Source organism: Streptomyces justiciae (genome assembly GCF_015163075.1).
In the GTDB taxonomy this organism is placed as follows: domain Bacteria; phylum Actinomycetota; class Actinomycetes; order Streptomycetales; family Streptomycetaceae; genus Streptomyces; species Streptomyces justiciae.
In genome coordinates this window covers 222,633-246,523 of the sequence record NZ_JADDXU010000005.1, presented here as the reverse complement: position 1 = coordinate 246,523, position 23,891 = coordinate 222,633, and the positions used below count along the sequence as shown (strand labels likewise).

Genomic DNA, 23,891 nt, shown 5'->3' with positions numbered 1-23,891 from the left:
CGCTCAACCGCTGCGCCGTGTCACGTACTCCGCGAGGGCCAGCAGTCCTCCCGCCGCCTCCGGATCGGGCACGGCACGGGCCAGGTGCCCCAGCGCGCGGACCATCCGGTCGGCCGCCTGGACCTGCGCCCAGTCGCGTCCGCCGGCCTGCTCGACGGCGAGGGCCGTGCGGTCCAGGTCCTCCTGCGCGCAGGGCGCCGCGTAGAGGTCGGCCAGCCGGGCGGCCGCCGGGGTGCCGGAGGCCAGCGCGGCGACGACCAGCAGGGACTTCTTGCGGGCGGCGAGATCGGCACCGGCGGGCTTGCCGGTACGGGCGGGGTCGCCCCATATCCCGATGACGTCGTCGATGAGCTGGAAGGCGAGCCCGGCCTCGCGGCCGAACGCGTCCAGCGCCTCGACGCCGTCCTCCGACGCGCCCGCGTACAGCGCGCCGAGCGCACAGGCGCACCCGAGCAGGGCGCCCGTCTTGGCCTCGGCCATGCCGAGCACCTCGTCGAGGGTGACCTCGCCGGGGCGCTGCTTCTCCAGGGCCACGTCGGTGTGCTGACCGGCGCAGAGTTCGACGACGCAGTCCGCGAGCCGGGCGGCGGCCGCCCGGGACGCCGGGTGCGGGTCCTCGGCGAGGAGCCGCAGGGCCAGCGCCTGGAGGGTGTCCCCGGCGAGGATCGCGTCGGTGTCGCCGAACACCGTCCAGGCCGTGGGCCGGTGGCGCCGGGTGGCGTCCCGGTCCATCACGTCGTCGTGCAGCAGGCTGAAGTTGTGGACCAGCTCCACCGCGGCGGCCGCCCGCACCGCGGCCGTACGGGCCTCGGGTCCGCCGAGGGCGGCGGCCGCGGCGAGCACGAGCGCGGGCCGTATCGCCTTGCCGGCGTGGCCGGCCGCCGGGGTGCCGTCGGCCTGCTCCCAGCCGAAGTGGTAGAGCGCGATCCGTCGCATGGACCCCGGCAACGACTCGACCGCCGCCCGCAGGACGGGGTCGACGAGCTCCCGGGCCCGCTCCAGGATGACCGAGGCCTCGTGACCGTCGATCGGGGCGGGCCGGTCACCGACCGGGGCCGGCCGGTCGTGCCGCCTTTCGGGTGCCTCGGTGGGGTGGTGCCGTATGGCTGTCATGAACTCACCCATGGGTCACCTCGGAGACTCCGCGGACGGTGGCGCATCCGCTGCCGCTGGGCGCGTCCCACCAGGGTGCTCCCGCCCTCGCGGGCGGGGGCACGGCGCATCGGGGGCGCGAAGGGTCACCGCCAGCGGCCGATCTCGACGTTCTCCAGAACGCCGAGCGCGTCCGGCACGAGGACCGCCGCGGAGTAGTAGGCGGTCACGAGGTACTTGATGATCGCCTGTTCGTTGATGCCCATGAACCTGACCGACAGGCTCGGCTCGATCTCGTCCGGGATGCCGGTCTGCTGCAAGCCGATGACGCCCTGCTCGGCCTCACCGGTACGCATGGCGATGATCGAGGTCGTACGGGCCTCGGTGACCGGGATCTTGTTGCACGGGTAGATCGGCACCCCGCGCCAGGTCGGGATGCGGTTGCCGCCCACGTCGATGGTCTCGGGGACGAGTCCGCGCTTGTTGAGCTCGCGGCCGATCGCGGAGATCGCGCGCGGATGGGCGAGGAGCAGCTTGGTGCCGCGCCGCCGGCTGAGCAGCTCGTCCAGGTCGTCGGGGCTGGGCACGCCGTCGTGCGGCTGGAGCCGCTGGTCGTACTCGCAGTTGTGGAGCAGTCCGAACTCGCGGTTGTTGACGAGCTCGTGCTCCTGGCGCTCCTTCAACGCCTCGACGGTCAGCCGGAGCTGGTGCTCGGTCTGGTTCATCGGCTGGTTGTAGAGGTCGGCGACGCGGGAGTGGATGCGCAGGACGGTCTGGGCGACGCTCAGTTCGTACTCGCGCGGCCGGGCCTCGTAGTCGACGAAGGTGTGCGGGATGTCCGGCTCGCCGCTGTGGCCCGCCGCGAGGGCGATCTCCTTCTCGCCGTATTTGTTGGTGCTCTGCTCCGGGATCGAGCGCTGCTCCTGGAGGTGTTCGCGCAGGGTGTCGGTGCGCTCGGCGACCTGCTCGACATCGTTGCGCGGCAGGACCAGCACCGTGCAGGCGGTGACCGCGCGGGCGGTGAACTCCCAGATGGCGTCGGGATCGAGCAGCGCCTGGTCGCCGAAGTAGGCGCCGTCGGCGAGGACTCCGAGCACGGCGTCGTCGCCGTAGGGGCCCGTGCCGATCTTCTCCACCTTGCCGTGTGCCAGCAGATAGACCTCGTCGGTCTGGCTGCCGAAGGAGGTGATCACGTCACCGGGCGCGAACTCGCGCTGCTGGCAGCGGCGGGCGAGCTCGGTGAGCACCTCCTCGTCCTCGTAGGACCTGAGCGCCGGCAGTTCGCCCAGCTCCGCCGGGATGACCTCGACGCGGTCTCCCGTCTTGACGAAGGTGACCCGGCCGTCCCCCACGGCATAGGTCAAGCGGCGGTTGACGCGGTACGTACCGCCCTGGACGTTCACCCATGGCAGTGTGCGCAGCAGCCAGCGTGAGCTGATCTCCTGCATCTGGGGTGCGGACTTGGTCGTGGTGGCCAGGTTCCGCGCGGCTGCCGTACCGAGACTCTGCTGCGGACGGCTCTGCTCCGAACGGACCTCTTCGCCTACCGACATATGTGAAACGCCCTCCCGAGACATGCCCGGGCGCCGGTCTGCGCCGGGGCATCTGTACGCGCAAGCCTTCCTCACGGAGCGTGGTCGTGCTATTACCCGAAAGAGCGGGAATGGATCTTTCGGTTGCTGGGCATGGATCGCGTCCTCGTACACGCGTGCCTCTCCGGCCCGCCGCCCGATCTTTGTCCGAAACGGCTCGCACGCCGTACGAACGAGTAGTCCGGGGGGTCGGCCTCCGGTACAAGCACGGTTACGAGGCGGCCGCGACAGGCGGCCGTCGGCGCGCACGCGAAGGAGGCGGCATGGCCCCACCCATGTCCGCGGCGGATTTCCTGGACGCCCTGAAGGACGAGGGCGTCACGGTCGTCGAGGTCGGCGACTGGAGACACCACAACCGCAATCACAAGGGCCCCTGGGGGCCGGTCCACGGCGTGATGATCCACCACACGGTCACCAAGGGCAGTGCGCGCACGGTCGAGCTCTGCCGAGACGGCTACGAGGACCTGCCGGGCCCGCTCTGCCACGGTGTCATCACCAAGGACGGCCGCGTCCACCTGGTCGGCTACGGCCGCGCCAACCACGCGGGCCTGGGCGACGACGACGTCCTGCGGGCGGTGATCGCCGAGAAGGCCCTCCCGCACGACAACGAGGCGAACACCGACGGCAACCGCCACTTCTACGGGTTCGAGTGCGAGAACCTCGGCGACGGTCACGACCCCTGGCCGGAGGCCCAGCTGGTGGCGATCGAGCGTGTGGCCGCCGCGATCTGCCGCCATCACGGCTGGACGGAACGGTCGGTGATCGGCCACCTGGAGTGGCAGCCGGGGAAGGTGGACCCGCGCGGCTTCACCATGGCGTCGATGCGGGAGCGCGTCCGGGACCGCCTCAAGTGACAATGGGGGCGTGACCGGCCTCGACCCCGCCTCCCTGCGTCCCCGACTCCCGTCGCCGTTGCAGGAGATCGAGGACGACCGCTGCGCCCGCCGGGGCGTCCGCCTGTTCCTCAAGCGCGACGACCTGATCCATCCCGACCTGGTCGGCAACAAGTGGCGCAAACTGGCCCCGAACCTCGCCGCCGCGGCCGGCCGCCCGATCCTCACCTTTGGCGGCGCCTACTCCAACCACCTCCGCGCCACGGCCGCCGCCGGGCGCCTGCTGGGGCTCCCGACGGTGGGGGTGGTGCGGGGCGAGGAGCTCGCGGACCGCCCCCTGAACCCGTCCCTGACGCGCTGCGTGGCCGACGGCATGCGCCTGCACTTCGTCGACAGACCGACCTACCGCCGCAAGGCCGAGCCGCCGGTGCTCGACGCGATCCTGCGGGCGGCGGGGGCACAGGACGCGTACGTCGTACCGGAGGGCGGCAGCAACGCCCTTGCGGTACGGGGCTGCCGGGCGCTCGGCGAGGAGTTGCGGGGGCGGGCGGACGTGGTCGCGACGGCGTGCGGCACCGGGGGCACCTTCGCGGGGCTGGCGGCGGGACTGGGGCCGGGCCAGCGGGCGTTGGGGATACCCGTCCTCAAGGGAGGCTTCCTGACCGCCGGGATACAGGCCCTCCAGGAGGCGGCCTTCGGCGCGCGGCAGGGCGACTGGGCGCTCGACGACCGCTTCCATTGCGGGGGTTACGCCCGTACGACACCCGAACTCGACACCTTCGCCGAGGACTTCGAGGACCGCCACGGGGTGGCCGTGGAACGTCTCTATGTCGCCAAAGTGCTCTACGGGGTGATGACTCTGGCGGCGGAAGGGGCGTTCCCGGCGGGCAGCAGGGTGGCCGCGGTGATCACCGGGGCGCCGTTCACGGGCTGACCTGGCCGTCACGACACTCACGCAACTCGCGAAGGGTGTTCGCGGTCGCGGGATGCTCGTCGCCGAGAATGCGTCGCCGGTCGTCGAGCACCGCCGCCAGTTCGTCCACCGCACGAGCGACGTCGCCGGCACGGGCCCGGTACGTGGCCAGGTTGTGCCGGGTGACCAGCGTCTCGGGATGGTCCTCGCCCCGGGTGGCCACCTCGATCCGCAGGACCCCCTCGAAGGCGTCGATCGCCCCTTCCAGGTCACCGCACTCGGCGCGAAGACTGGCCAGGTTGTGTGCGGCCGAGACCACGATCTCGCTCTCGGCGCCGAACTCGGCCCGGAGTTCGGTGTATCGCTCGGCCAGAACGCCGATGTGGTCCGCTTCCGGGTGCGCCATGCCGGTCCAGAAGGCGGCCTGGAACCGGCCCTCGGCAATACGGCCCCGCTCCTCGGGATGATGGACCTGGAGCAGGTGCGACAGCCTTTCGAACGTGTAGGCAGCCGCGGCGGGAGAACCCGTGTCGCCCATGAGCCTGGCCAGATGACCGGCGATCTCGATCGTCGCGAGGTGCTCCTCGCCGTACTTGTCACGCGTGGCCTGGTACGCGCTGATCAGGTCGACGGCGGCACCGTCCACGTTCCCGCCCGGGATCTGCCAGTGCCCCATCAGCGACTGGATGTCGATCGTGTTCGGATGATCCACGCCGAGGTGCCGGACGGCAGCCTCGTAAAGGTCCTTGAACTGCGTGACGGCTTTGGCCGCCATGCCCGCGTGGCCGTAGGTCCCGGCGCTGTGGATGAAGACGTAGTAGCCGTCCACGGCCCATACGACGTCCTTCGCGACGGCGTACAGGGCATCGGCGTTGTCGCGGAAGAGCTGCGCCCGGGGATGACTCTGCGCATAGGTCCCGCGAGGCCAGTCGAGCAGCAGGCAACTGCCCACGGAGTGGGCCATCTCGGCGAAGTGCTCGGGGTCCAGGGACTCGCGCACCACACGCTGCACCAGGGCGTGCACCCGAACGATCTGCTCCTCGCCCTCGTCGGCCACGCTGATCAGGCTGAGCCGGTTCAGACACCGCAGGGCGTCGGCCGCGCTCTCGGCCGGCACGAGCGTCAGGAGCTCGTCGTCCGGCAGGTCCTCGGGGATCTCCGGAACGGCCATGGCCAGCAGGTAGGCGCGAGCCGCCTCGTTGGTGAGCACGCACGACGGGATGCCGTTGGAGTCGAGTACCGACGCCAGTTCCAGCAGGGGTCGGGCCAGTCCGCGCGGACGCATCTGATCGGCCCGCTCGACGGACAACTCCCATACGGCGGCGACCGTCTCGCGATGGTCGTCGGGCAGACCGCCGTGCTCGGGTACGAGGTCCGTGAGGGATCTGCGCCGGTCCCGCAGCCGCGTCAGGTACTGCCCGCACATCAGCCCTTGGTCGGCGATGTACGCGGCCGCCTGCGCCAGAGCCAGGGGAAGGTGGCCGAGTTCCGCGGCGAGCTCGGGGACGTCCGGGTCCGGCCGGACGCAGCCGTGGGCGGCCAGCTTGGTGTGGAGATAAGCGAGCGATTCGTCCGGGGTGAACGGTGTCACGTCGACGACCGTGCGCCCTTGGCCGAGCAGGGCCGCGTCCCGCCGCCGTGTGGTGACCACGACCTGGCCCCGGGGCCGGTCGGGCGGCCAGAGCCCGCGCAGGTCCGCCGGGTCGGTGAGGTCGTCCAGCACGATCATCCAGCTCCGCCGGGTCCGCTGGAGCCAGCCGAGGAAGTGGTCCACGGCCTGTCTGAGATCGGCCGGGTCGACACCGTCGACCTCGTGGGCCGCCTGGGCGTAGGCGGCCTCGACGCTCTCCCTGGTCGCGGCGGTCACCCAGACCAGCAGGTCCACCGCCTCGGTCCACTGAGCCTCACGGGCCCACCGGGCGGCCAGCTGGGTCTTGCCGACGCCACCGAGGCCGGACAGGATCCGGCACCGCGCCGAGCTCTCCGGGGCGGTGGCCTCGCGCGGCTGGAAGCAGTGCGCCTCCGGCGGCAGTACGCCGACCATGTGCGGCCACTCGATCCGTGGTCCGGTGGCACCGACACCGTAATAGACGTTCTCCACGTGCCCGAAGGCGGCGCCATGGCCGGCGACGACGGCCGGGGCGCCGGCGCGTGGAAGGGCAGGGCCGTGCGACCCGGGTGCGGTCAGCCCTGACTCCGCCCCGGCGACCGAGGGTTCTCGACACGCACCGGGCCGTTGACGACCGCACCGGCCACTCCCTGGTCGGCCCGGACGGTGACGTCACCGTGGAAGACCGGACCGCTCGCCGGCGTCGGCGGGGGCGAGCCCTCCAGTCGGCGCAACTCCTCGACGACCGCGGCCCGTCCCCCGGCGTCCAGATCCCGCAGGAGCCGCACGAACCGCTCCGCCCACCGGGCGGCGGCCTCCTCCCGCGAGCCGCCGTGCGCGAGCTCTTGCTCGGTCCGGTCGAGTTCGCCGAGGACCGCGGGCTCCTCACCGCGTCCGAACAGGCGGGCCGTGCGCTGCCGCACCGAGGTCCACGTGTCCGTGCCCGCGGCCTGGACCACGGCTGTGCCTCCGGCCGCGGCCAGGGCCGTCAGCGCCTCACTCAGCATGCTCCCCCTCCTGCGTCCCGTCCCGCAGCTTCCTCGCCCGGCTGCGGCTCAGCCCATTGAAGCGGGAATCGACACGCCGGACGGCCCGAACGCCCCATCCGCCCTCACTCCGCCTCCCGATAGGCCGCCGCCTCCTCCAGGTCCAGCCGTCGCAGCAGCGTGCGCAGCATCTCGTCGTCGATGTAGCGGCCGTCCCTGAGCTTGACGAAGACCGTCCGTTCGGCGCTGATCATCTCCCGGGACAGACGGCGGTAGGTGTCGTCGACGGTTTCGCCGGTCACCGGGTTGACCGCGCCGAGGCGTTCCCAGACGGCGTTGCGGCGGCGCTCCAGGACGGTGCGGAGGCGGTCGGCGAGCGGGGGCGGGAGGCTGTTGCGTTCGTCGGAGAGGAGCTCGTCCAGGCGGCGTTCGGCGGCCCTGGAGGCCTGTGCCTGGGCGTTGGCCTCGGCGAGGGTCTCGGCCTGGGCGTCACGGCCGGGGAGCTTGAGGAGACGGATGAGCGGGGGCAGGGTGACGCCCTGGACGACAAGCGTGCCGATGACGGTCGTGAAGGTGAGGAAGAGGATCAGGTTGCGGCCGGGGAAGGGCTCACCGCCGTCCAGGTGCTCGGGGATGGAGAAGGCGATGGCCAGTGAGACCACCCCGCGCATGCCGGCCCAGGCGATCACGAAGGGGGCCTTCCAGGTGGGGTTCTCCTCGCGTTCCCTGATCCGCGCGGACAGCACGCGCGGGAGGAACGTCGCCGGATAGACCCAGATGAACCGGGAGGCGACGACCACGAGGAAGACGGCGAGCGCGTACCAGGCGGCGCTGACCCCCTCGTACTCCCCAAGTCCCTTGAGGACCACCGGCAGCTGGAGTCCGATCAGAGCGAACACGGACGATTCGAGAACGAAGGCAACCATTTTCCAAACGGCGTCCTCCTGGAGGCGCGTCGCGAAGTCGACCTCCCACGCGCGGTGCCCGAGGAAGAGCGCCACCACGACGACCGCGAGGACACCGGAGGCGTGGAACTGCTCGGCGGACGCGTACGCGACGAAGGGGATCAGCAGGGAGAGGGTGTTCTGGAGGAGGGGCTCCTTGAGGTGGGTGCGCAGCCAGTGGATCGGCACCATCAGGACCAGGCCGACCGCCACACCGCCGATCGCCGCGAGCAGGAACTCGCCGATGCCGCCCGCCCAGGACGCGGCCTCGCCGACCGCGGCCGCGAGGGCCACCCGGTAGGCGGTGATCGCGGTCGCGTCGTTCACCAGGGACTCGCCCTGCAGGATCGTGGTGATCCGGGAGGGCAGTCCGACCCGGCGGGCCACCGCCGTCGCGGCGACCGCGTCCGGCGGCGCCACCACCGCGCCCAGCACGAGCGCCCCGGTCAGCGACAGACCCGGCACGATCCGGTACGCGGCCCAGCCGACGACGAGGGTCGCGAAGAGCACGTACCCGACGGACAGCAACGCCACCGGCCGCATCTGTGCCCGCAGGTCGAGGTACGAGCTGTCGGTGGCCGCCGAGTGCAGCAGCGGCGGCAGGATCAGGGGCAGCACGATGTCCGGGTCGAGCGTGTACTCGGGGATTCCCGGGAGGTACGAGAACACCAGGCCGGCGGCGACCAGCAGCAGCGGCGCCGGCACCGGGGTGCGCCGGGCCGCCGCGGCGATCGCCGCGCTTCCCGCCACCAGCAGCAGCAGTGGCATCACGTCCATGGCCCTCGCCCACCCTCGTCCATCGTCTGCCGCCCGCCGTCGATTTTCCGCGCGGCCGTCCGCACACCCGTCGTAACCTGGCAATCATGAAACAGTGCACGCACGCCGACGCGCTGCCGCACCCGGAACCCGCGCCGCTCAACGACACCTGTCCCGAGTGCCTGCGCGACGGTACCCACCCGGTGCAGCTGCGGCTCTGCCTCACCTGCGGTCATGTCGGCTGCTGCGACTCGTCGCCCGGCAGACACGCCACCACGCACTACAAGGAGTCGGGACACCCGATCATGCGCACGTTCGAGCCGGGCGAGGACTGGCGCTGGTGCTTCGAGGACCACGTCCTGGTGTGACCGCGCCCGGGCTCTCGACCAGGCCGGAGGCGACTCCGTTTCCGGACGGTTCGACGGTCTGACGTCTGGGTACGTCAACCCGGCGCGCGTTCTTCCCAATTGGAGCCGCAGACCTCTAGACACGGAGCGTGTCCACAGTTTTACTGTGAGTAACGGCAAGGGGTTGGGGTCCCGGGGACAGGAAAGTTGAGAGCGCGATAGCGTCACCGCTGAACCACACTTCGCGTTACCCCGGGGGGCGACCCTCGGCCCCGAAAAGCTTGTACCACCTTGGAGGTGAGGGTGTCCCAGATCGCAGGCGAGCCCGCGACCCAGGACTTCGTGGAAGTCCGGCTGCCGGCCGCGGGTGCCTACCTGTCGGTGCTGCGTACGGCGACTGCCGGTCTCGCGGCCCGTTTGGACTTCACCCTCGACGAGATCGAGGACCTGCGCATCGCGGTGGACGAGGCCTGCGCGATCCTGCTCCAGCAGGCCGTGCCCGGCTCGGTGCTCAGTTGCGTCTTCCGCCTCGTCGACGACTCACTCGAGGTCACCGTCTCGGCGCCGACCACGGACGGTCATGCCCCTTCGCGGGACACCTTCGCCTGGACCGTCCTGTCCGCACTCGCGGGCAAGGTCTCCTCCGCCGTGGACGAGGACAAAACCGTTTCGATCAGCCTCTACAAACAGCGCGGCGCGGGACCCGGGCCGGCGTGAGGACAGGGGACGGGCCGGTGCGTGACGAAGAGCGCGGCACACGGGAGCTGCCGGCCGAGGGCACAGGCGGGTCCCGACACTCGGGGGACTCCATCGACGGCGCTGTCGATGCGGCCGGTGTCGCCGGCATCCCCGAACAGGCCCGGCCGCATCCGGAGGACGACTCCCCCGGGGCCGGCTTCCTGGACGACGGGCAGCGGGATGAGGAAGGTGCCGTGCGGAGCACGTCTCTGGACGGACGGATCGGGGTCTCCCCTGTCCGAGCAGAGACGAGGGCTCGGGGAAGGGCGACGGGCAGGACGATGAGCGAGCACGAGCGAGACGATCAGCAGGGCGAGCAGAGCGGCCAGAGCGGACAGGCCACGCAGCACGACCCGCAGGACCGCAGCGGAGCGCGCGCGATGTTCATCGAGCTGCGCAAGCTGAAGGACGGCAGCCCGGAGTACGCGGACCTGCGCAACAAGCTGGTCCGTATGCACCTGCCGCTCGTCGAGCACCTCGCGCGCCGCTTCCGCAACCGCGGCGAGCCGCTGGACGACCTCACCCAGGTCGCCACCATCGGTCTGATCAAGTCGGTCGACCGCTTCGACCCGGAGCGCGGCGTCGAGTTCTCGACGTACGCGACCCCGACGGTCGTCGGCGAGATCAAGCGGCACTTCCGCGACAAGGGCTGGGCGGTCCGCGTCCCGCGCAGGCTCCAGGAGCTGCGCCTGGCGCTGACGACGGCCACCGCCGAGCTCTCCCAGCAGCACGGCCGCTCCCCGACCGTGCACGAGCTGGCCGAGAAGCTTGCCATCTCGGAGGAGGAGGTCCTGGAGGGCCTGGAGTCCGCCAACGCGTACTCCACGCTGTCCCTGGACGTCCCCGACACCGACGACGAGTCCCCGGCGGTCGCCGACACCCTCGGCGCCGAGGACGAGGCGCTGGAGGGCGTCGAGTACCGGGAATCGTTGAAGCCGCTTCTGGAAGACCTCCCGCCTCGCGAGAAGCGCATCCTGCTCCTGAGGTTCTTCGGCAACATGACCCAGTCGCAGATCGCGCAGGAGGTCGGCATCTCCCAGATGCACGTCTCCCGCCTGCTGGCCCGCACCCTGGCCCAGCTGCGGGAGAAGCTCCTCGTGGAGGAGTGACGGTCCGCTCCGCGGGCTTACGGCGGTGACGACGTCGTACGACCGACTATCGCTCGCCGTCCTGTGCGCGACCCGGCCCCTTGATCCCGAGGGCCTGGGTCGTCGCCGGGTTGACCAGGAGCACCAGCGCGGCCACCGCGACGACCGCGAGCGCGATGCCCGCCGGGATCGCCACACTGTCCGCCTGAAGCAGGTTGTAGGCCACGGGCAGCGCCAGGATCTGCGTGATGACGGCGGGCCCCCGGCTCCAGCTCCGCTGCGCGAGCAGGCCGCGCGCGGCGAGCAGCGGCAGCAGGGCGAGGACCACGAGCGTGATGCCGCCGGTGACGGCGGTCTGCCGGTCGTCCGGGTCGCCCGTGAGTCCCTCGACGAGCATCCACACTCCGCCGACGACGAGGGCGAGCCCCTCCAGCGCGGCCAGAGCGGCGGCGTAGATCAGGCGCCGCGGGCGCGGGCCGGCGGTTTCCTCGGGGGCTGGCGTCTGCTCACTGGTCACCCCTGAAGGGTATCCGTCGCCCCTTCGGCTCCCCCGGCCAGGCGGGGGCAACGCACGGCCGCTCGCCGGGGTTGCCCGGCCAGCCCGTGGCAAGATTCACGCACCGAAGTCTTACGTGATCCCTACCTCGGCCTGTGCCCGGTACCCCCCAGTAGGTACGCTGCAACTCATGCGTGCACTTCTCGTGGTCAATCCGGCGGCAACCACCACAAGCGCACGTACGCGCGATGTCCTGATCCATGCGCTCGCGAGCGAGATGAAACTCGAGGCGGTCACCACCGAGTACCGCGGCCACGCCCGTGACCTCGGCCGGCAGGCGGCGGAGAGCAAGGACATCGACCTGGTCGTGGCCCTGGGCGGCGACGGCACGGTCAACGAGGTCGTGAACGGCCTGCTGCACGCCGGCCCGAACCCCGAGCACCTCCCCGGCCTCGCCGTGGTCCCCGGCGGTTCCACCAACGTCTTCGCCCGCGCCCTTGGCCTGCCCAACGACGCGGTGGAGGCGACCGGCGCCCTGCTGGACGCGCTGCGCGAGGGCAGCGAGCGCACGGTCGGACTCGGACTGACCTCCGGCACACCCGGCACCGAGGACGAGGCCGTCCCGGGTCGCTGGTTCACCTTCAACGCGGGTCTGGGCTTCGACGCCGGCGTCGTCGGCCGGGTCGAGCAGCAGCGCGAGCGCGGCAGAAAGTCGACGCACGCGCTGTACGTCCGCCAGGCCCTGCGCCAGTTCTTCGGCGAGGCCCACCGCAGGCACGGGACGATCACGCTGGAGCGCGCGGACGCGGAGCCGGTGACCGATCTGGTCCTCTCCATAGTCTCGAACACGTCTCCGTGGACGTTCCTGGGCAATCACCCGATGTACGCATCGCCTAAGGCGTCGTTCGATAAGGGACTCGACGTACTCGGTCTCAGCCGTATGACGACGACCGCGGTTGCCCGGTATGGCACCCAGTTGCTCACTTCGTCCCCCGAGCGTGGACCCCATGGCAAGCATGCGGTGTCCCTGCACGACCTGGACCAGTTCACCTTGCATTCGAAGGTCCCTCTGCCCCTCCAGATGGACGGCGACCACCTCGGGCTGCGTACGAGCGTGACGTTCACAGGCGTACGCCGTGCACTGCGTGTGATTGTGTGAGCAGAAAGGGCTGAAGTCCTTTCACTCGAACGTTTAGGCCAGCATCCACCCCATGGAAGTACGGCTGTGACCTAGTCGACACCGAGGAATCAAAAAAAACTTTCCAGAAGGGGTTGTATCCGCCGCTGAGGTTTGCGAGTCTCTACGTGGCGATCGGGACAGCCCGCAACACCGGCTCCACAGATCACCGGAACCCCTCTTCACTTCACAGGACCTCGCCAGGGAAACCTGACGGGCGGCCCTTCACTTGTTGAGGGATTCGTGAAAGCGTTCACATTCACAAGCAACTTGCACGTAATACCAAGGAGAGGTAGCAGCCATGGACTGGCGTCACAACGCCGTTTGCCGCGAGGAAGACCCCGAGCTCTTCTTCCCCATCGGCAACACCGGTCCTGCGCTGCTGCAGATCGAGGAAGCCAAGGCCGTCTGCCGTCGCTGCCCCGTTATGGATCAGTGTCTGCAGTGGGCGCTCGAGTCCGGTCAGGACTCCGGCGTCTGGGGTGGTCTCAGCGAGGACGAGCGTCGTGCGATGAAGCGCCGCGCCGCCCGCAACCGGGCCCGTCAGGCTTCTGCCTGACACACCCACCCCGCCTGAGCTTGGCGGCGCGTACAGCGAGTACGCATCTCCCGCCCCCGAGCCGCAGCGCGCAGTACCCCCGGTGCGCAGCACAAGCTGGCAACGAGCATTCGAGCCCCGGACCGATTCTGGTCCGGGGCTTCTTGCTGTGCGCCTGTTCTGAACACAGGCTGTTTCACTCTTAGTTGCCGGCTTCGGTCTTACTTGTTGGCGCGCACTGGGATGTCGAGGATGACCCGCGTGCCGCGCTCCGGGGCCGGGACCATGTCGAACGATCCGCCCAACTCGCCCTCCACCAGCGTGCGTACGATCTGCAGGCCGAGGTTGCCCGCGGTGTGCGGGTCGAAGCCCTCGGGCAGGCCGACCCCGTCGTCCTGGACCGTGACGAGCAGGCGGGCCTCCTTCGTCGTGCCGCCGCGGACCGCCGAGACCTCGACCGTGCCGGTGTCGCCTTCGCGGAAGCCATGCTCCAAAGCGTTCTGCAGAATTTCGGTGAGCACCATCGACAGCGGGGTGGCGACCTCGGCGTCGAGGATGCCGAAGCGGCCGGTGCGCCGACCGGTCACCTTGCCCGGCGAGATCTCGGCGACCATGGCGAGGACCCGGTCGGCGATCTCGTCGAACTCCACGCGCTCGTCCAGGTTCTGGGACAGCGTCTCGTGCACGATCGCGATCGACCCGACGCGGCGCACCGCCTCTTCGAGCGCCTCGCGGCCGCGGTCGGATTCGATGCGGCGGGCCTGGAGGCGGAGCAGGGCGGCGACCGTCTGGAGGTTGTTCTTCACCCGGTGGTGGATCTCCCGGATGGTGGCGTCCTTGGTGATCAACTCGCGCTCGCGGCGCCGCAGTTCGGTGACGTCCCGGAGCAGGACCAGGGAACCGATACGGGTGCCCTTGGGCTTGAGCGGAATGGCCCTGAACTGGATGACCCCGTCGCCGGACTCGATCTCGAACTCGCGCGGCGCCCAGCCGCTGGCCACTTTGGCGAGCGCCTCGTCCACCGGGCCGCGGGTCGGGGCGAGTTCGGCGGTGGTCTTGCCGAGGTGGTGACCGACGAGGTCGGAGGCGAGACCGAGGCGGTGGTACGCGGACAGCGCGTTCGGCGAGGCGTACTGGACGATGCCGTCCGCGTCGAGGCGGATCAGGCCGTCGCCGACGCGCGGGGCGGCGTCCATGTCCATCTGCTGGTTCGCGAACGGGAAGGCGCCGGCCGCGATCATCTGGGCGAGGTCCGAGGCGCTCTGGAGGTAGGTCAGTTCGAGGCGGCTCGGGGTGCGCACGGTGAGCAGGTTGGTGTTGCGCGCGATGACGCCGAGGACGCGGCCGTCCCGTCGTACCGGGATCGACTCGACCCGCACCGGGACCTCCTCGCGCCACTCCGGGTCGCCCTCGCGCACGATCCGGCCCTCGTCGAGGGCGGCGTCGAGGAGGGGGCGGCGGCCGCGCGGGACGAGGTGGCCGACCATGTCGTCCTGGTAGGAGGTGGGGCCGGTGTTGGGCCGCATCTGGGCCACCGAGACATAGCGGGCGCCGTCCCGGGTGGGGACCCACAGGACGAGGTCGGCGAAGGAGAGGTCGGAGAGCAGCTGCCACTCCGAGACCAGCAGATGGAGCCACTCGAGGTCGGAGTCGTCGAGGGCGGTGTGCTGGCGGACCAGTTCGTTCATGGAGGGCACGTGTGCGAGCGTACCTGGCGGTACGGACAAGGCCGGAAATCAGCCGACCTGGCCCGGGGGGCCTGTGACTCAGTCCTGGAACACCCGCGGGCCGCGGCGCCTGAGAGGGACCCTCAACCCTCTCGGCACCGCAGCCCGGAGCAATATCGGCCACGGGGTGTGCGGTCCCGGACGGCCGAAGGATGAGGATCCGGGGCAGTCAGGGCAGAGAGCACCGGTTCCTCGGTCCGCCTTCCTGTGCGGGGAGGGCGGAAGTCTGCGTGTTCTGTTTTCAACTCTCTTTACGCATTGTGGACTAGACCACTCGGTGTGTCCATGCGTTGGAGGCTGTTTGTTGTTGTCAGTTCTCCGAGGGTCCCGCGAGCGCCTCGACCCGTACTGGAGAACTAGTGGGACGCCCTAGCATCCACCACGCAGCCTAACCCGTGTGGGTTCATGTGCGGGGCCAGATGGCCATGGCAATTTCCGCGAGCGCCTCCAGTTCCTCCCGGCTCGCCCCGTCCCGCGCCTGTTGCGACATGCCCTGGATCATCGCCCCCGCGTGCCGGGCGAGGGCCGCGGCGTCGGTGTCCGCCGGCAGCTCCCCCGCGGCGATGTCCGCCCGGATACGACTCTCGAAGGCGGCGATGTTGGCGTTGCGCCGGTCGCGCAGGGACTCCTCCACCTCGGCGCTGGTGCAGTTGGTGGCCGCGTGGATGACGAGGCAGCCGTGCGGGCGGCCCGGGGCGGTGTACTCGACGGCGGCCTCGCGCAGCATCCGCTCGACGGCGGCCCGGGCGGTGGGCTCCTCGGCGAGGGCGCGGTCGCCGAAGGAGCCGTAGCGCCTGCCGTACTCGAGAACGACCTCCTCGAACAGGGCCCGCTTGTCACCGAACGCGGCGTACAGGCTCGGGGCACCGATGCCCATGACCCGGGTGAGGTCGGAGACGGAGGTGGCCTCGTAGCCGTGCTCCCAGAAGGCGAGGATCGCCTTCTCCAGGGCGGTGGCACGGTCGAAGGAGCGGGGGCGGCCACGCGGTTTGGCCTGCTTGACCTGCGGGTTCGTCTCCTCGATGCGCTCCATGGGGTGAATTCTATAGGGGGCGCTAGAGAAACGTCGGCGGGCTGTTGTACGGTCTTTCTGTAGCGACCGCTAGGGAAATACGAAGGGGGCGCCGACATGGGCGTGCTTGCGGGCAGGACGGCTCTCGTCACGGGGGCGAGCAGGGGCATCGGGCGAGGCATCGCCGAGCGGCTGGGCCGGGACGGGGCGCGGGTCGCCGTGCACTACGGCAGGAACGAGGCGGCGGCGAAGGAGACGGTCGCCGCGATCGAGGAGGCGGGTGGCTCGGCGTTCGCGATCGGGGTGGAGCTGGGGTCGCCCGGGGACGCCGAGGCGTTGTGGGAGGAGTTCGACCGGTATGCGGACGGGGTGGACATCCTGGTGAACAACGCCGGGATAGGGGTGTCCAGCCCGATCGAGGAGATAGACGAGGCGGAGTACGACCGGGTCTTCGCCGTGAACGTGAAGGCACCGTTCTTCGTCGTCCGGCACGGCATGGCCCGGCTGCGGGACGGCGGGCGCGTCATCAACATCTCCTCGGGGCTCGCCCGCACCGCCGCCATGCCGAACAACATGGCGTACGCGATGACGAAGGGCGCGCTGGACGTCTTCTCCCGCGACCTGTCCAAGGTGCTGGGCCCCCGGAACATCACGGTGAACTCGGTGGCCCCGGGCATCATCGCCACCGACAACACGTATGAGCTGCTGCACGCGAGCGAGGAGGCGTGGGCGCAGGCGGCGGCGTACTCCGCGCTGGGCAGGGTGGGCGAGACCGCCGACGTGGCGGACGTGGTGGCGTTCCTGGCGTCGGAGGGCGGGCGGTGGGTGACGGGGAGTTGGGTAGATGCGACTGGGGGTTCGCTGACCTAAGCCTGAGCCAGGCCTGCGGTCCGGTCCTTCCGGCCGTTGCTCAGCCCACGCTCACCGCGTCTCCGTCACCTTCGCCAGCGCGCGGGGCGCGTCCGGGTCCTGGCCTCGGGCAATGGTGACCTCGTAGGCGAGCAGTTGCAGCGGGATGATCTCCAGGACGGGCTGGAGTTCCTCCGCGACGCCCTCGGTCGGCAGGACGAAGCCGGCCGAGGCCTGCTCGACCTGGCCGCGGGGCCCGATGACGACCAGGTCGGCGCCGCGTCCGCGGAGCCGGTCGAGGACGGGCTGGAGTGCCTCGCCGCCCTTGCCGTCGGTGACGACCGCGATGACCGGGGAGACGTTGTCGACCATGGCGAGGGGGCCGTGCAGCAGGTCGGCGCCGGAGTAGGAGAGGGCGGGGATGTAGCTGGTCTCCATCAGCTTGAGGGCGGCCTCCTTGGCGGTGGGGTAGCCGTAGCCGCGTGAGGTGATGACCATGCGTTCGGCGAAGCGGTAGCGGGAGGCGAGGGCGCGGATCTCGTCCTGGCGGGCGAGGAGTTGGTCGGCGAGGTCGGGCAGGACCTTGGCGGGGGCGCCGTCGCCGCCGCGCAGTCCCTCGACGAAGAGATAGAGCGCGAGGAGGGAGGCGGTGTAGGTCTTGGTCGCGGGGAGGGCCTTCTCCGGTCCCGCCATGATGTCGATGTGGTACTCGGAGACGCCGGCCAGCGGGGAGTCGGGGTTGTTGGTGACGGCGAGGGTGATCGCGCCGGCCTCGCGGGCGGCCCGGGTCGAGGCCACGAGGTCCGGGGAGCCGCCGGACTGGCTGACGGTGACGACGAGGACGTCGGTGAGGTCGGGACGGGCACCATAGGCGGTGATCGTGGACATGGAGGTGAGGCCGCAGGGCAGGCCGAGGCGGATCTCGAGGAGGTACTTGGCGTAGAGGGCGGCGTTGTCGGACGTGCCGCGGGCGGTGAGCAGCACGAAGCGGGGCCGCCGGGCGGCGATCTCCTGGGCGGTCTGCCGGATGCCGGGAGCGCCCTGCTCCAGGATGCGGCGCAGCACGGCGGGTTGTTCTGCCATCTCACGGGCCATGATCCGGCCGGGGAGGTCGTTCCGGGGGGCCTGGGGTGGAGTCGGGGCGGTCATCGCGGGGGCCTCCCGGGGCGTGAGGTACGGGGGTGTGTAGGGGTTCGGCTGGGCGCCGGTAGTGCACCGGCAGTCCCATTTCACTCCCCCGGGCGGAACGGCGCCTGTCATCCGCGTGACGCACGGTCGGCGTTCGGCTGGTGGGGAGCCGTCCGCGCTTGTCTCCAGCGGCTCGGGCTGCCCCTTCTTCCCCTGGGCCCGTTGGCCTGATTCTGTTAGATTGGTCTAAACCACATGGCCCTTTTCGGGTCCAGTCGAGCCCTCTCACAGACCGTCTCTCAGATCGGCAGGCCCAGCGTGGAAGTTGTCATCGTCCCGGACGCCAAGGCGGGTGGCGAGCTCATCGCCGAGGCCATGGCGCAGCTCCTGCGGCGCAAGCCCGACGCCCTGCTCGGGGTGGCCACCGGCTCGACGCCGCTGCCCATCTACCAGGCGCTGACGGCCAAGGTGCGGTCCGGTGCCGTGGATGCCTCGCGGGCGCGGATCGCCCAGCTCGACGAGTACGTGGGGCTGCCGGCGGAGCATCCGGAGTCGTACCGTTCGGTGCTGCGCCGTGAGGTGCTGGAGCCGCTCGGGATCGGGATGGACGCGTTCATGGGCCCGGACGGGACCGCCGAGGACATCCCGGGCGCCTGTGAGGCGTACGACGCGGCGCTGGCGGCGGCCGGCGGTGTGGATCTGCAGTTGCTCGGGATCGGGACCGACGGGCACATCGGGTTCAACGAACCGTGCTCCTCGCTGGCCTCCCGGACCCGGATCAAGACGCTGACCGAGCAGACCCGGGTCGACAACGCGCGGTTCTTCGACGGGGACATCGAGCAGGTCCCGCACCACGTGATCACGCAGGGCATCGGGACGATCCTGGAGGCCCGGCACCTGGTGCTGCTGGCCACCGGTGAGGGCAAGGCGGACGCAGTGGCGGCGACGGTGGAGGGACCCGTCGCGGCGGTGTGCCCGGCGTCGGCTCTCCAGCTCCACCCGCATGCCACCGTCGTCGTCGACGAGGGCGCCGCGTCCAAGCTGAAGCTGGCGGACTACTTCCGGCACACGTACGTCAACAAGCCGGACTGGCAGGGGATCTGACCCCGTCACGGAAGCGCTTCAGGCGCCGGTTCCCTTCCCGGGAACCGGCGCCTGTCCTGTCGTACGACTTCCTACTCCCCCGCGATGACCTCCGCCGCCGCCCGTCCGCAGACCCGGGCCGCGCCGTGGGTCGCGATGTGGAGGGCGCCTCGGGGCGGGGCCTGGGGGACGCCCATCTCGACCACGATCGTGTCCGGGCGGGTGCGCAGGACCGAGTCGAGGGCCGAGGTCATCCAGGGGTGGCGGTGCTCGTCGCGGACCACGGCGACGATGCGGCGGCGGCCCGCCGCGGCCAGGGCCGCCATGCCGGCCCCGTCCCCGACGAAGCTGCCGGTGTCGGTGCCGGGGAGGAGGCGGGTGAGTTCCGCGGCCACGCCCCACGGGGTCTCGTCGCCGACCGCGATGTTCGCGACCGGGGTGAAGGCGGCGACGAACGGCGCCTCGGTGAGCGGCGTGAAGCCCTCGGCGCCGGTGAGGGTCAGGGCACGGCGGGCCGCGCGCAGGCCGACGTCCGGGTCGCCGGTGTCCGAGGCGTCCGCCGCTGACGCCGCCGCGGTCCAGCGGGCGAGGGCGCGGACGCGTTCGGCGGCGTCCGCGAGGCGTTCCTCGGGGAGGTCGCCGGCGCGGACGGCCGAGACCAGGGCGTCGCGCAGACGCCGTACGGTCTCGTCGTCGGCGAGGCCGCCGCCCACGCAGATCGCGTCGGCGCCGGCCGCGATGGCGAGGACGCTGCCGTGCTCGATGCCGTAGGTGGCGGCGATGGCCTGCATCTCCATGCCGTCGGTGACGATGAGGCCGTCGTAGCCGAGTTCGCCGCGCAGCAGGTCGGTCAGGACCTTGCGGGACAGGGTCGCCGGGTGGTCGGGGTCCAGGGCCGGGACCAGGATGTGGGCGCTCATCACCGCGCGGCTGCCGGCGGCGATCGCGGCGCGGAACGGGGCGAGTTCGCGCTCCGGCAGGACCGAGGCATCCGCGTCGATGCGGGGCAGGGCGTGGTGGGAGTCGGTCGCGGTGTCGCCGTGGCCCGGGAAGTGCTTGGTGCAGGCCGCCACGCCCGCCGACTGGAGGCCGGTGACGTAGGCGGCGGTGTGGCGGGCGACCAGGTCGGCGGAGGCGCCGAAGGAGCGGACGCCGATCACCGGGTTCGACGGGTTGGAGTTGACGTCGGCTGACGGGGCCCAGTTGAGGTTCACCCCGCAGGCGGCGAGGCGGCGGCCGAGTTCGAAGGCGACCTCGCGGGTGAGGTCGACGTCGTCGACCGCGCCCAGGGCGTGGTTGCCGGGGAAGCTGGAGCCGGTCCGCACCTCCAGGCGGGTGACGTCGCCGCCCTCCTCGTCGATGGCGACCAGGACGTCGTCGCGTTCGGCGCGCAACTGGGCGGTGAGTGCGGAGAGTTGGTCCGGCGAGGCGATGTTGCGGCCGAACAGGCCCACCGAGGCCAGGCCCTCGCCGAGGCGGCGCAGCAGCCAGTCGGGGGCGGTGGTGCCGGTGAAGCCGGGCTGGAGGACCGTGAGCGCGTCACGCGTGAGGGTGTCGGTGCCCTTGGCGAAAGTCGTCATCGGGTGGCGTTATCCCTTCACCGCGCCGGCCGTCAGACCATTGACGGCCCTGCGCTGCAGGAAGACGAAGAGGATCAGGATCGGGACGGCGAAGAGGGAGGACGCCGCCATGGTCGCGCCCCAGTCGTCGCCGAAGGCGGTCTGGAAGCTGGACAGCCACAGCGGCAGGGTCTGCGCCTCCGCCTCCTTGTTCAGGACCAGGACCAGCGGGAACTCGTTCCAGGCGGTGATGAAGCCGAAGAGCGAGGTGGACATCAGGCCGGGGGCGAGCAGCGGCAGGATCACCTTGCGGAAGGCCTGGGCGCGCGTGCAGCCGTCGACCATCGCCGCCTCCTCCAGGTCCTTGGGCACCGCGGCGACGAAGCCGCGCAGCGTCAGGATCGTGAAGGGCAGGATCATCATCATGTAGAAGACGGTCAGCGGGACCAGGCTGTTCAGCATGGACGCGTCCCGCACGATCATGTACATCGCGATGATCATGACCTCCCAGGGCGCCATCTGGGCCAGCATGAACCCGATGATGAAGCCCCGGCGGCCCTTGAACCGCATCCGGGCGAGCGCGAAGGCGCCGGCCAGGGCGACGGCGAGGGACAGGACGACCGCGCAGACCGTGACGATCAGCGAGTTGGTGACGTAGGTCCAGAAGTGGTCGACGCCCGTCGCAGTCTTGAAGTGGTCGAAGGTGATGTGGGTCGGGAACCAGACCGGGTTCTCCGAGATGATGTCGCCGGTCGGCTTGAAGGCCGTGGCGAACATCCAGTACACGGGGAAGACGAAGCCGATGAACAGGATGACGGCCGTGGCGTTGGGCCAGATGCGGCTGAACAGCGAGCGCTTCACAGCTCGTCCTCCTCTTGCTTGAGCACGATCCGCAGGTAGTACGCGGTGATGGCCAGCAGGATCAGGATGGTCAGGACGGCGATCGCGGCGCCCATGCCGTAGTGCTGGTTGCCGACGCCCTCGATGTAGGCGTAGACGGGCAGGATCTCGGTGAGCCGGTCGGGGCCGCCGCCGTTGATGGTGAAGACCTGCACGAACGCCTTGAAGATCCAGATGACCTCCAGGAAGGTCGTGGCGTAGAGGAAGGGGCGCAGGAACGGGAGCGTCACGGTGGTGAAGCTCTTCCAGGCGCCCGCGCCGTCCAGGGCCGCGGCCTCGTACAGCTCGCCGGGGATCGTGGTCGTGGCGGCGTACAGGTTGATCGCGACGAAGGGGATCGACTGCCAGACGATCAGCACGGTCACGACGAAGAACGTCGACAGCTGGCTGCTGGTCCAGCTGTAGTCGGCCATGGAGTGCCAACCGAGCTTGTCCAGGACCCAGTTGACGACGCCGAAGCGCTGGGCGAAGAGCCACTGGTAGACGGTGGTCGCGGCGACCACGGGCATCGCCCAGGCCAGCACGAGCCCGACCATCAGGGTGACCCGCATCCGCTTGCCGAGGCGGGCCAGCAGCAGGCCGACCAGGGCGCCGAGGAGCATGGTCAGGACGACGTTGACGGCCGTGAACAGGATCGAGCGGCCGGTGACGCGCCAGAAGTCCTCGCCGGTCAGGGCCTGCTTGTAGTTCTCGATGCCGTTCCACTCGGTGACATGCTGGATCAGCTGTCCCATGTTGAGGTTCTGGAACGACAGCAGAAGGTCCTTCAGCAGCGGCCAGCCGAGCAGCAGCACGGTGGCCGCGCAGGCCGGCAGCAGCAGGAGGTACGGGGCGAGCGCGCCCGCGCGGGACGCCGGTCGCTGCTCACCGGGCCCTCGCTGGTCCGGTTTCGTCACGTCCACCGGACCGGAGGGCGGCCGTTCGGTCTGCACGGTCATGCTCGCGTCTCTCTACTCGACCTACCGGAAAGCGGGGCGGGGACCGTCGGCCGGCCCCCGCCCCGTCGCCCTTACTGCTGCTGGGCGAGGCGCTTGTTGAACTCGCTCTCGACCTGCTTGGCGGCCTCGGCCGGCGTCTTGCCGTTGAGGACGGCGGTCATGTACGTCTTGACCGGGTTGGGGGCGTTCTCGACCGCGGCCCACTCCGGGATCAGCGGCGTCGTGCCACCGCCGGCGGCGGCCGGCGCGGCGGCCTCGGCGACGGCGTTGCCCGTCAGGTTGGTCTGCAGCGACTCCTTGTTCGGGATGACGCCGTTGAGCTTGGCCAGCTCGCCCTCGTACTTGTCGGACAGGGCGATCTTCAGGAACTCGTTGGCGAGCGCCTGCTTCTTGCTGCCCGCGGCGACCGCGAGGTTGGAGCCGCCGAGGAAGACACCCTCGGGCTTGTCGGCCGTGGCACCGGGGATGGTGAAGTAGCCGATGTCCGACTCGATCTTCTTGTTGGCGGCGATCGCCGTGCCGGCCTCCCAGCCCATGCCGATGAAGGCACCGACGTTGCCCTTGGCGAAGACCTCGGCCTGCTGCGGGGTGGCCTCGTCCTTGTCCTTGGGGGCCTTGGACAGGGCCTGGAACTTCTTGTAGGTCTCCATGGCGGCGGCGACCTTCGGGTCGTCGAGGTTGGAGACGTACTTGTCGCCGTCCTTCTTCACCAGCTCGGCGCCCTCACCGATGGTGAGACCGACGAAGTGGTACCAGTTCTGGCCGGGCAGGTAGATCGGCTCGGCCTTGGTCTTCTCGCCGATCTGCTTGAGGTCGGCGTAGAACTCGTCCCGGGTCTTCGGGGTGTCCTTGATGCCGGCGTCGGCCCAGACCTTCTTGTTGTAGATGACGACGCGGTTGGCGAAGTACCAGGGCGCCGCGTACTGCTTGCCGTCGTAGATGGAGGACTTGTTCAGGGACTCGGTCCAGTCGGCGCCGATCGACGACTTGAGGTCGGCGAGGTCGGCGAGGCCGCCGGTCTTGGCGTAGGCCGGGGTCTGGGTGTTGCCGATCTCGAAGACGTCCGGCGGGTTCTCCTCGGACAGGGCGGTGGTCAGCTTCTGCTGGATGCCGTTCCACTGCTGGATCTCGAACTTGACCTTGGCCTTGGTCTTCTTCTCGAAGGCGGCCTGCACGTCCTTCTGCCACTGGTCCGGCGAGGAGCCGTCCATGACCCAGACGGTGAGGGTCTGGCCGGCGTAACCGTCCGCCCCCGCCTTGTCACCACTGTCGCCGTCGTCGCCCCCACACGCCGCGACGGAGACCAACATGGCCGCGACACCGATCGCGGTAATCAGCTTGCGCTTCACGCCATCCTCCTCAGGATGCCCACACCCCCCGCCCACGAAGCTGGGGCCCTGGACCAATGGTGTAGACCAGTACCGGGAGCTTGGACCAGACCACGGGGCCTGTCAAGGGTGTCCGAACCGGCTCTGACCAGCCGTTATCCGACCTACATATGCAGGAACCTTTAAGTAAGAAGCCAGCGAAAACAGTGCTGTCGGAGTACTGTCTTCCACTAGACCACTTGAGGCTATGGACTAGAC

General features: G+C 70.3%; 22 protein-coding genes. 9 read left to right on the top strand and 13 right to left on the bottom strand.

Annotation, left to right across the window (positions count from 1 at the left end; genetic code table 11):
• Nucleotides 1-3: 3 nt before the first annotated feature.
• Together IQ210_RS16445 and IQ210_RS16440 are read right to left on the bottom strand one after the other, a co-directional pair.
• A complete protein-coding gene (locus tag IQ210_RS16445; RefSeq protein ID WP_194079759.1) occupies nucleotides 4-1,125 on the bottom strand; it encodes a family 2 encapsulin nanocompartment cargo protein polyprenyl transferase in 1,122 nt (373 codons plus the stop codon).
• Nucleotides 1,126-1,238: 113 nt separating this feature from the next.
• Nucleotides 1,239-2,645 carry a family 2B encapsulin nanocompartment shell protein gene (locus IQ210_RS16440; protein ID WP_194079758.1) on the bottom strand — a complete coding sequence of 469 codons (1,407 nt, stop codon included), beginning with the start codon at nucleotides 2,643-2,645 and terminating at the stop codon, nucleotides 1,239-1,241.
• 302 nt (nucleotides 2,646-2,947) lie between these two features.
• Between IQ210_RS16440 and IQ210_RS16435 the strand changes: the two genes are divergently transcribed.
• Both IQ210_RS16435 and IQ210_RS16430 read left to right on the top strand, forming a co-directional pair.
• The gene (locus tag IQ210_RS16435; RefSeq protein ID WP_194079757.1) at nucleotides 2,948-3,538 is read left to right on the top strand and encodes an N-acetylmuramoyl-L-alanine amidase; all 591 of its coding nucleotides are present in this window, start codon (nucleotides 2,948-2,950) and stop codon (nucleotides 3,536-3,538) included.
• A gap of 10 nt (nucleotides 3,539-3,548) precedes the next feature.
• Nucleotides 3,549-4,451 carry a 1-aminocyclopropane-1-carboxylate deaminase/D-cysteine desulfhydrase gene (locus IQ210_RS16430; protein ID WP_194079756.1) on the top strand — a complete coding sequence of 301 codons (903 nt, stop codon included), beginning with the start codon at nucleotides 3,549-3,551 and terminating at the stop codon, nucleotides 4,449-4,451.
• Here IQ210_RS16430 and IQ210_RS16425 read toward each other — a convergent pair.
• From IQ210_RS16425 to IQ210_RS16415, 3 genes are all read right to left on the bottom strand, one after another.
• Nucleotides 4,441-6,531 (bottom strand): tetratricopeptide repeat protein, encoded by a 2,091-nt coding sequence (locus IQ210_RS16425; protein ID WP_194079755.1) that lies wholly within the window; start codon nucleotides 6,529-6,531, stop codon nucleotides 4,441-4,443. The two genes, IQ210_RS16430 and IQ210_RS16425, sit on opposite strands and share 11 nt — an antisense overlap.
• 83 nt (nucleotides 6,532-6,614) lie before the next feature.
• Nucleotides 6,615-7,046, bottom strand: a complete 432-nt coding sequence (locus IQ210_RS16420; RefSeq protein WP_194079754.1) for a hypothetical protein — start codon at nucleotides 7,044-7,046, stop codon at nucleotides 6,615-6,617.
• Between the two features lie 104 nt (nucleotides 7,047-7,150).
• The gene (locus tag IQ210_RS16415; RefSeq protein ID WP_194079753.1) at nucleotides 7,151-8,746 is read right to left on the bottom strand and encodes a Na+/H+ antiporter; all 1,596 of its coding nucleotides are present in this window, start codon (nucleotides 8,744-8,746) and stop codon (nucleotides 7,151-7,153) included.
• A gap of 86 nt (nucleotides 8,747-8,832) precedes the next feature.
• Here IQ210_RS16415 and IQ210_RS16410 point away from each other — a divergent pair, with 86 nt between their 5' ends.
• From IQ210_RS16410 to IQ210_RS16400, 3 genes are all read left to right on the top strand, one after another.
• Nucleotides 8,833-9,093: a UBP-type zinc finger domain-containing protein gene (locus IQ210_RS16410; protein WP_194079752.1), complete on the top strand. Its 261-nt coding sequence runs from the start codon at nucleotides 8,833-8,835 to the stop codon at nucleotides 9,091-9,093.
• 282 nt (nucleotides 9,094-9,375) lie between these two features.
• Nucleotides 9,376-9,789, top strand: a complete 414-nt coding sequence (locus IQ210_RS16405) for an ATP-binding protein (RefSeq protein ID WP_004925829.1) — start codon at nucleotides 9,376-9,378, stop codon at nucleotides 9,787-9,789.
• Nucleotides 9,786-10,919 (top strand): RNA polymerase sigma factor SigF, encoded by a 1,134-nt coding sequence (locus tag IQ210_RS16400; protein WP_194079751.1) that lies wholly within the window; start codon nucleotides 9,786-9,788, stop codon nucleotides 10,917-10,919. The genes IQ210_RS16405 and IQ210_RS16400 overlap by 4 nt, the downstream gene beginning before the upstream one ends.
• A gap of 46 nt (nucleotides 10,920-10,965) precedes the next feature.
• On the opposite strand, the gene IQ210_RS16395 is transcribed toward IQ210_RS16400, so the two are convergent.
• Nucleotides 10,966-11,415 (bottom strand): hypothetical protein, encoded by a 450-nt coding sequence (locus IQ210_RS16395; RefSeq protein WP_194079750.1) that lies wholly within the window; start codon nucleotides 11,413-11,415, stop codon nucleotides 10,966-10,968.
• Nucleotides 11,416-11,584: 169 nt separating this feature from the next.
• Here IQ210_RS16395 and IQ210_RS16390 point away from each other — a divergent pair, with 169 nt between their 5' ends.
• Together IQ210_RS16390 and IQ210_RS16385 are read left to right on the top strand one after the other, a co-directional pair.
• Nucleotides 11,585-12,553 carry a diacylglycerol/lipid kinase family protein gene (locus tag IQ210_RS16390; RefSeq protein ID WP_194079749.1) on the top strand — a complete coding sequence of 323 codons (969 nt, stop codon included), beginning with the start codon at nucleotides 11,585-11,587 and terminating at the stop codon, nucleotides 12,551-12,553.
• 319 nt (nucleotides 12,554-12,872) lie between these two features.
• Nucleotides 12,873-13,130, top strand: coding sequence for a WhiB family transcriptional regulator (locus tag IQ210_RS16385; protein WP_006142322.1), 258 nt, complete (start codon nucleotides 12,873-12,875; stop codon nucleotides 13,128-13,130).
• Between the two features lie 200 nt (nucleotides 13,131-13,330).
• Here IQ210_RS16385 and IQ210_RS16380 read toward each other — a convergent pair whose 3' ends face one another.
• Both IQ210_RS16380 and IQ210_RS16375 read right to left on the bottom strand, forming a co-directional pair.
• Complete coding sequence (locus IQ210_RS16380) at nucleotides 13,331-14,797, bottom strand: sensor histidine kinase (RefSeq protein WP_194080006.1); 1,467 nt, start codon at nucleotides 14,795-14,797, stop codon at nucleotides 13,331-13,333.
• A gap of 442 nt (nucleotides 14,798-15,239) precedes the next feature.
• Complete coding sequence (locus IQ210_RS16375; protein WP_194079748.1) at nucleotides 15,240-15,869, bottom strand: TetR/AcrR family transcriptional regulator; 630 nt, start codon at nucleotides 15,867-15,869, stop codon at nucleotides 15,240-15,242.
• Between the two features lie 96 nt (nucleotides 15,870-15,965).
• Between IQ210_RS16375 and IQ210_RS16370 the strand changes: the two genes are divergently transcribed.
• On the top strand, nucleotides 15,966-16,718 hold the full coding sequence (locus IQ210_RS16370; protein ID WP_194079747.1) for an SDR family oxidoreductase: 753 nt from the start codon (nucleotides 15,966-15,968) through the stop codon (nucleotides 16,716-16,718).
• A gap of 51 nt (nucleotides 16,719-16,769) precedes the next feature.
• On the opposite strand, the gene IQ210_RS16365 is transcribed toward IQ210_RS16370, so the two are convergent.
• On the bottom strand, nucleotides 16,770-17,846 hold the full coding sequence (locus tag IQ210_RS16365; RefSeq protein WP_194079746.1) for an SIS domain-containing protein: 1,077 nt from the start codon (nucleotides 17,844-17,846) through the stop codon (nucleotides 16,770-16,772).
• Nucleotides 17,847-18,143: 297 nt separating this feature from the next.
• On the opposite strand from IQ210_RS16365, the gene nagB reads away from it, so the two are divergent.
• Nucleotides 18,144-18,929 carry a glucosamine-6-phosphate deaminase gene (gene nagB, locus IQ210_RS16360; RefSeq protein ID WP_194079745.1) on the top strand — a complete coding sequence of 262 codons (786 nt, stop codon included), beginning with the start codon at nucleotides 18,144-18,146 and terminating at the stop codon, nucleotides 18,927-18,929.
• Nucleotides 18,930-19,000: 71 nt separating this feature from the next.
• Here nagB and IQ210_RS16355 read toward each other — a convergent pair whose 3' ends face one another.
• From IQ210_RS16355 to IQ210_RS16340, 4 genes are all read right to left on the bottom strand, one after another.
• Nucleotides 19,001-20,488: a glycoside hydrolase family 3 protein gene (locus IQ210_RS16355; protein WP_194079744.1), complete on the bottom strand. Its 1,488-nt coding sequence runs from the start codon at nucleotides 20,486-20,488 to the stop codon at nucleotides 19,001-19,003.
• A gap of 9 nt (nucleotides 20,489-20,497) precedes the next feature.
• Nucleotides 20,498-21,328, bottom strand: coding sequence for a carbohydrate ABC transporter permease (locus IQ210_RS16350; protein ID WP_194079743.1), 831 nt, complete (start codon nucleotides 21,326-21,328; stop codon nucleotides 20,498-20,500).
• On the bottom strand, nucleotides 21,325-22,305 hold the full coding sequence (locus tag IQ210_RS16345) for a carbohydrate ABC transporter permease (protein ID WP_194079742.1): 981 nt from the start codon (nucleotides 22,303-22,305) through the stop codon (nucleotides 21,325-21,327). The genes IQ210_RS16350 and IQ210_RS16345 overlap by 4 nt, the downstream gene beginning before the upstream one ends.
• 71 nt (nucleotides 22,306-22,376) lie before the next feature.
• On the bottom strand, nucleotides 22,377-23,654 hold the full coding sequence (locus IQ210_RS16340; RefSeq protein ID WP_194079741.1) for an extracellular solute-binding protein: 1,278 nt from the start codon (nucleotides 23,652-23,654) through the stop codon (nucleotides 22,377-22,379).
• Between the last annotated feature and the right edge of the window lie 237 nt (nucleotides 23,655-23,891).

Coding starts and splice junctions, on each gene's coding strand:
- IQ210_RS16365 (WP_194079746.1), bottom strand. CDS start 17,846: ATGACCGCCCCGACTCCACCCCAGGCCCCCCGGAACGACCTCCCCGGC.
- IQ210_RS16390 (WP_194079749.1), top strand. CDS start 11,585: ATGCGTGCACTTCTCGTGGTCAATCCGGCGGCAACCACCACAAGCGCA.
- IQ210_RS16445 (WP_194079759.1), bottom strand. CDS start 1,125: ATGGGTGAGTTCATGACAGCCATACGGCACCACCCCACCGAGGCACCC.
- IQ210_RS16420 (WP_194079754.1), bottom strand. CDS start 7,046: ATGCTGAGTGAGGCGCTGACGGCCCTGGCCGCGGCCGGAGGCACAGCC.
- IQ210_RS16380 (WP_194080006.1), bottom strand. CDS start 14,797: ATGAACGAACTGGTCCGCCAGCACACCGCCCTCGACGACTCCGACCTC.
- IQ210_RS16440 (WP_194079758.1), bottom strand. CDS start 2,645: ATGTCGGTAGGCGAAGAGGTCCGTTCGGAGCAGAGCCGTCCGCAGCAG.
- IQ210_RS16370 (WP_194079747.1), top strand. CDS start 15,966: ATGGGCGTGCTTGCGGGCAGGACGGCTCTCGTCACGGGGGCGAGCAGG.
- IQ210_RS16355 (WP_194079744.1), bottom strand. CDS start 20,488: ATGACGACTTTCGCCAAGGGCACCGACACCCTCACGCGTGACGCGCTC.
- IQ210_RS16345 (WP_194079742.1), bottom strand. CDS start 22,305: ATGACCGTGCAGACCGAACGGCCGCCCTCCGGTCCGGTGGACGTGACG.
- IQ210_RS16435 (WP_194079757.1), top strand. CDS start 2,948: ATGGCCCCACCCATGTCCGCGGCGGATTTCCTGGACGCCCTGAAGGAC.
- IQ210_RS16415 (WP_194079753.1), bottom strand. CDS start 8,746: ATGGACGTGATGCCACTGCTGCTGCTGGTGGCGGGAAGCGCGGCGATC.
- IQ210_RS16410 (WP_194079752.1), top strand. CDS start 8,833: ATGAAACAGTGCACGCACGCCGACGCGCTGCCGCACCCGGAACCCGCG.
- IQ210_RS16375 (WP_194079748.1), bottom strand. CDS start 15,869: ATGGAGCGCATCGAGGAGACGAACCCGCAGGTCAAGCAGGCCAAACCG.
- IQ210_RS16385 (WP_006142322.1), top strand. CDS start 12,873: ATGGACTGGCGTCACAACGCCGTTTGCCGCGAGGAAGACCCCGAGCTC.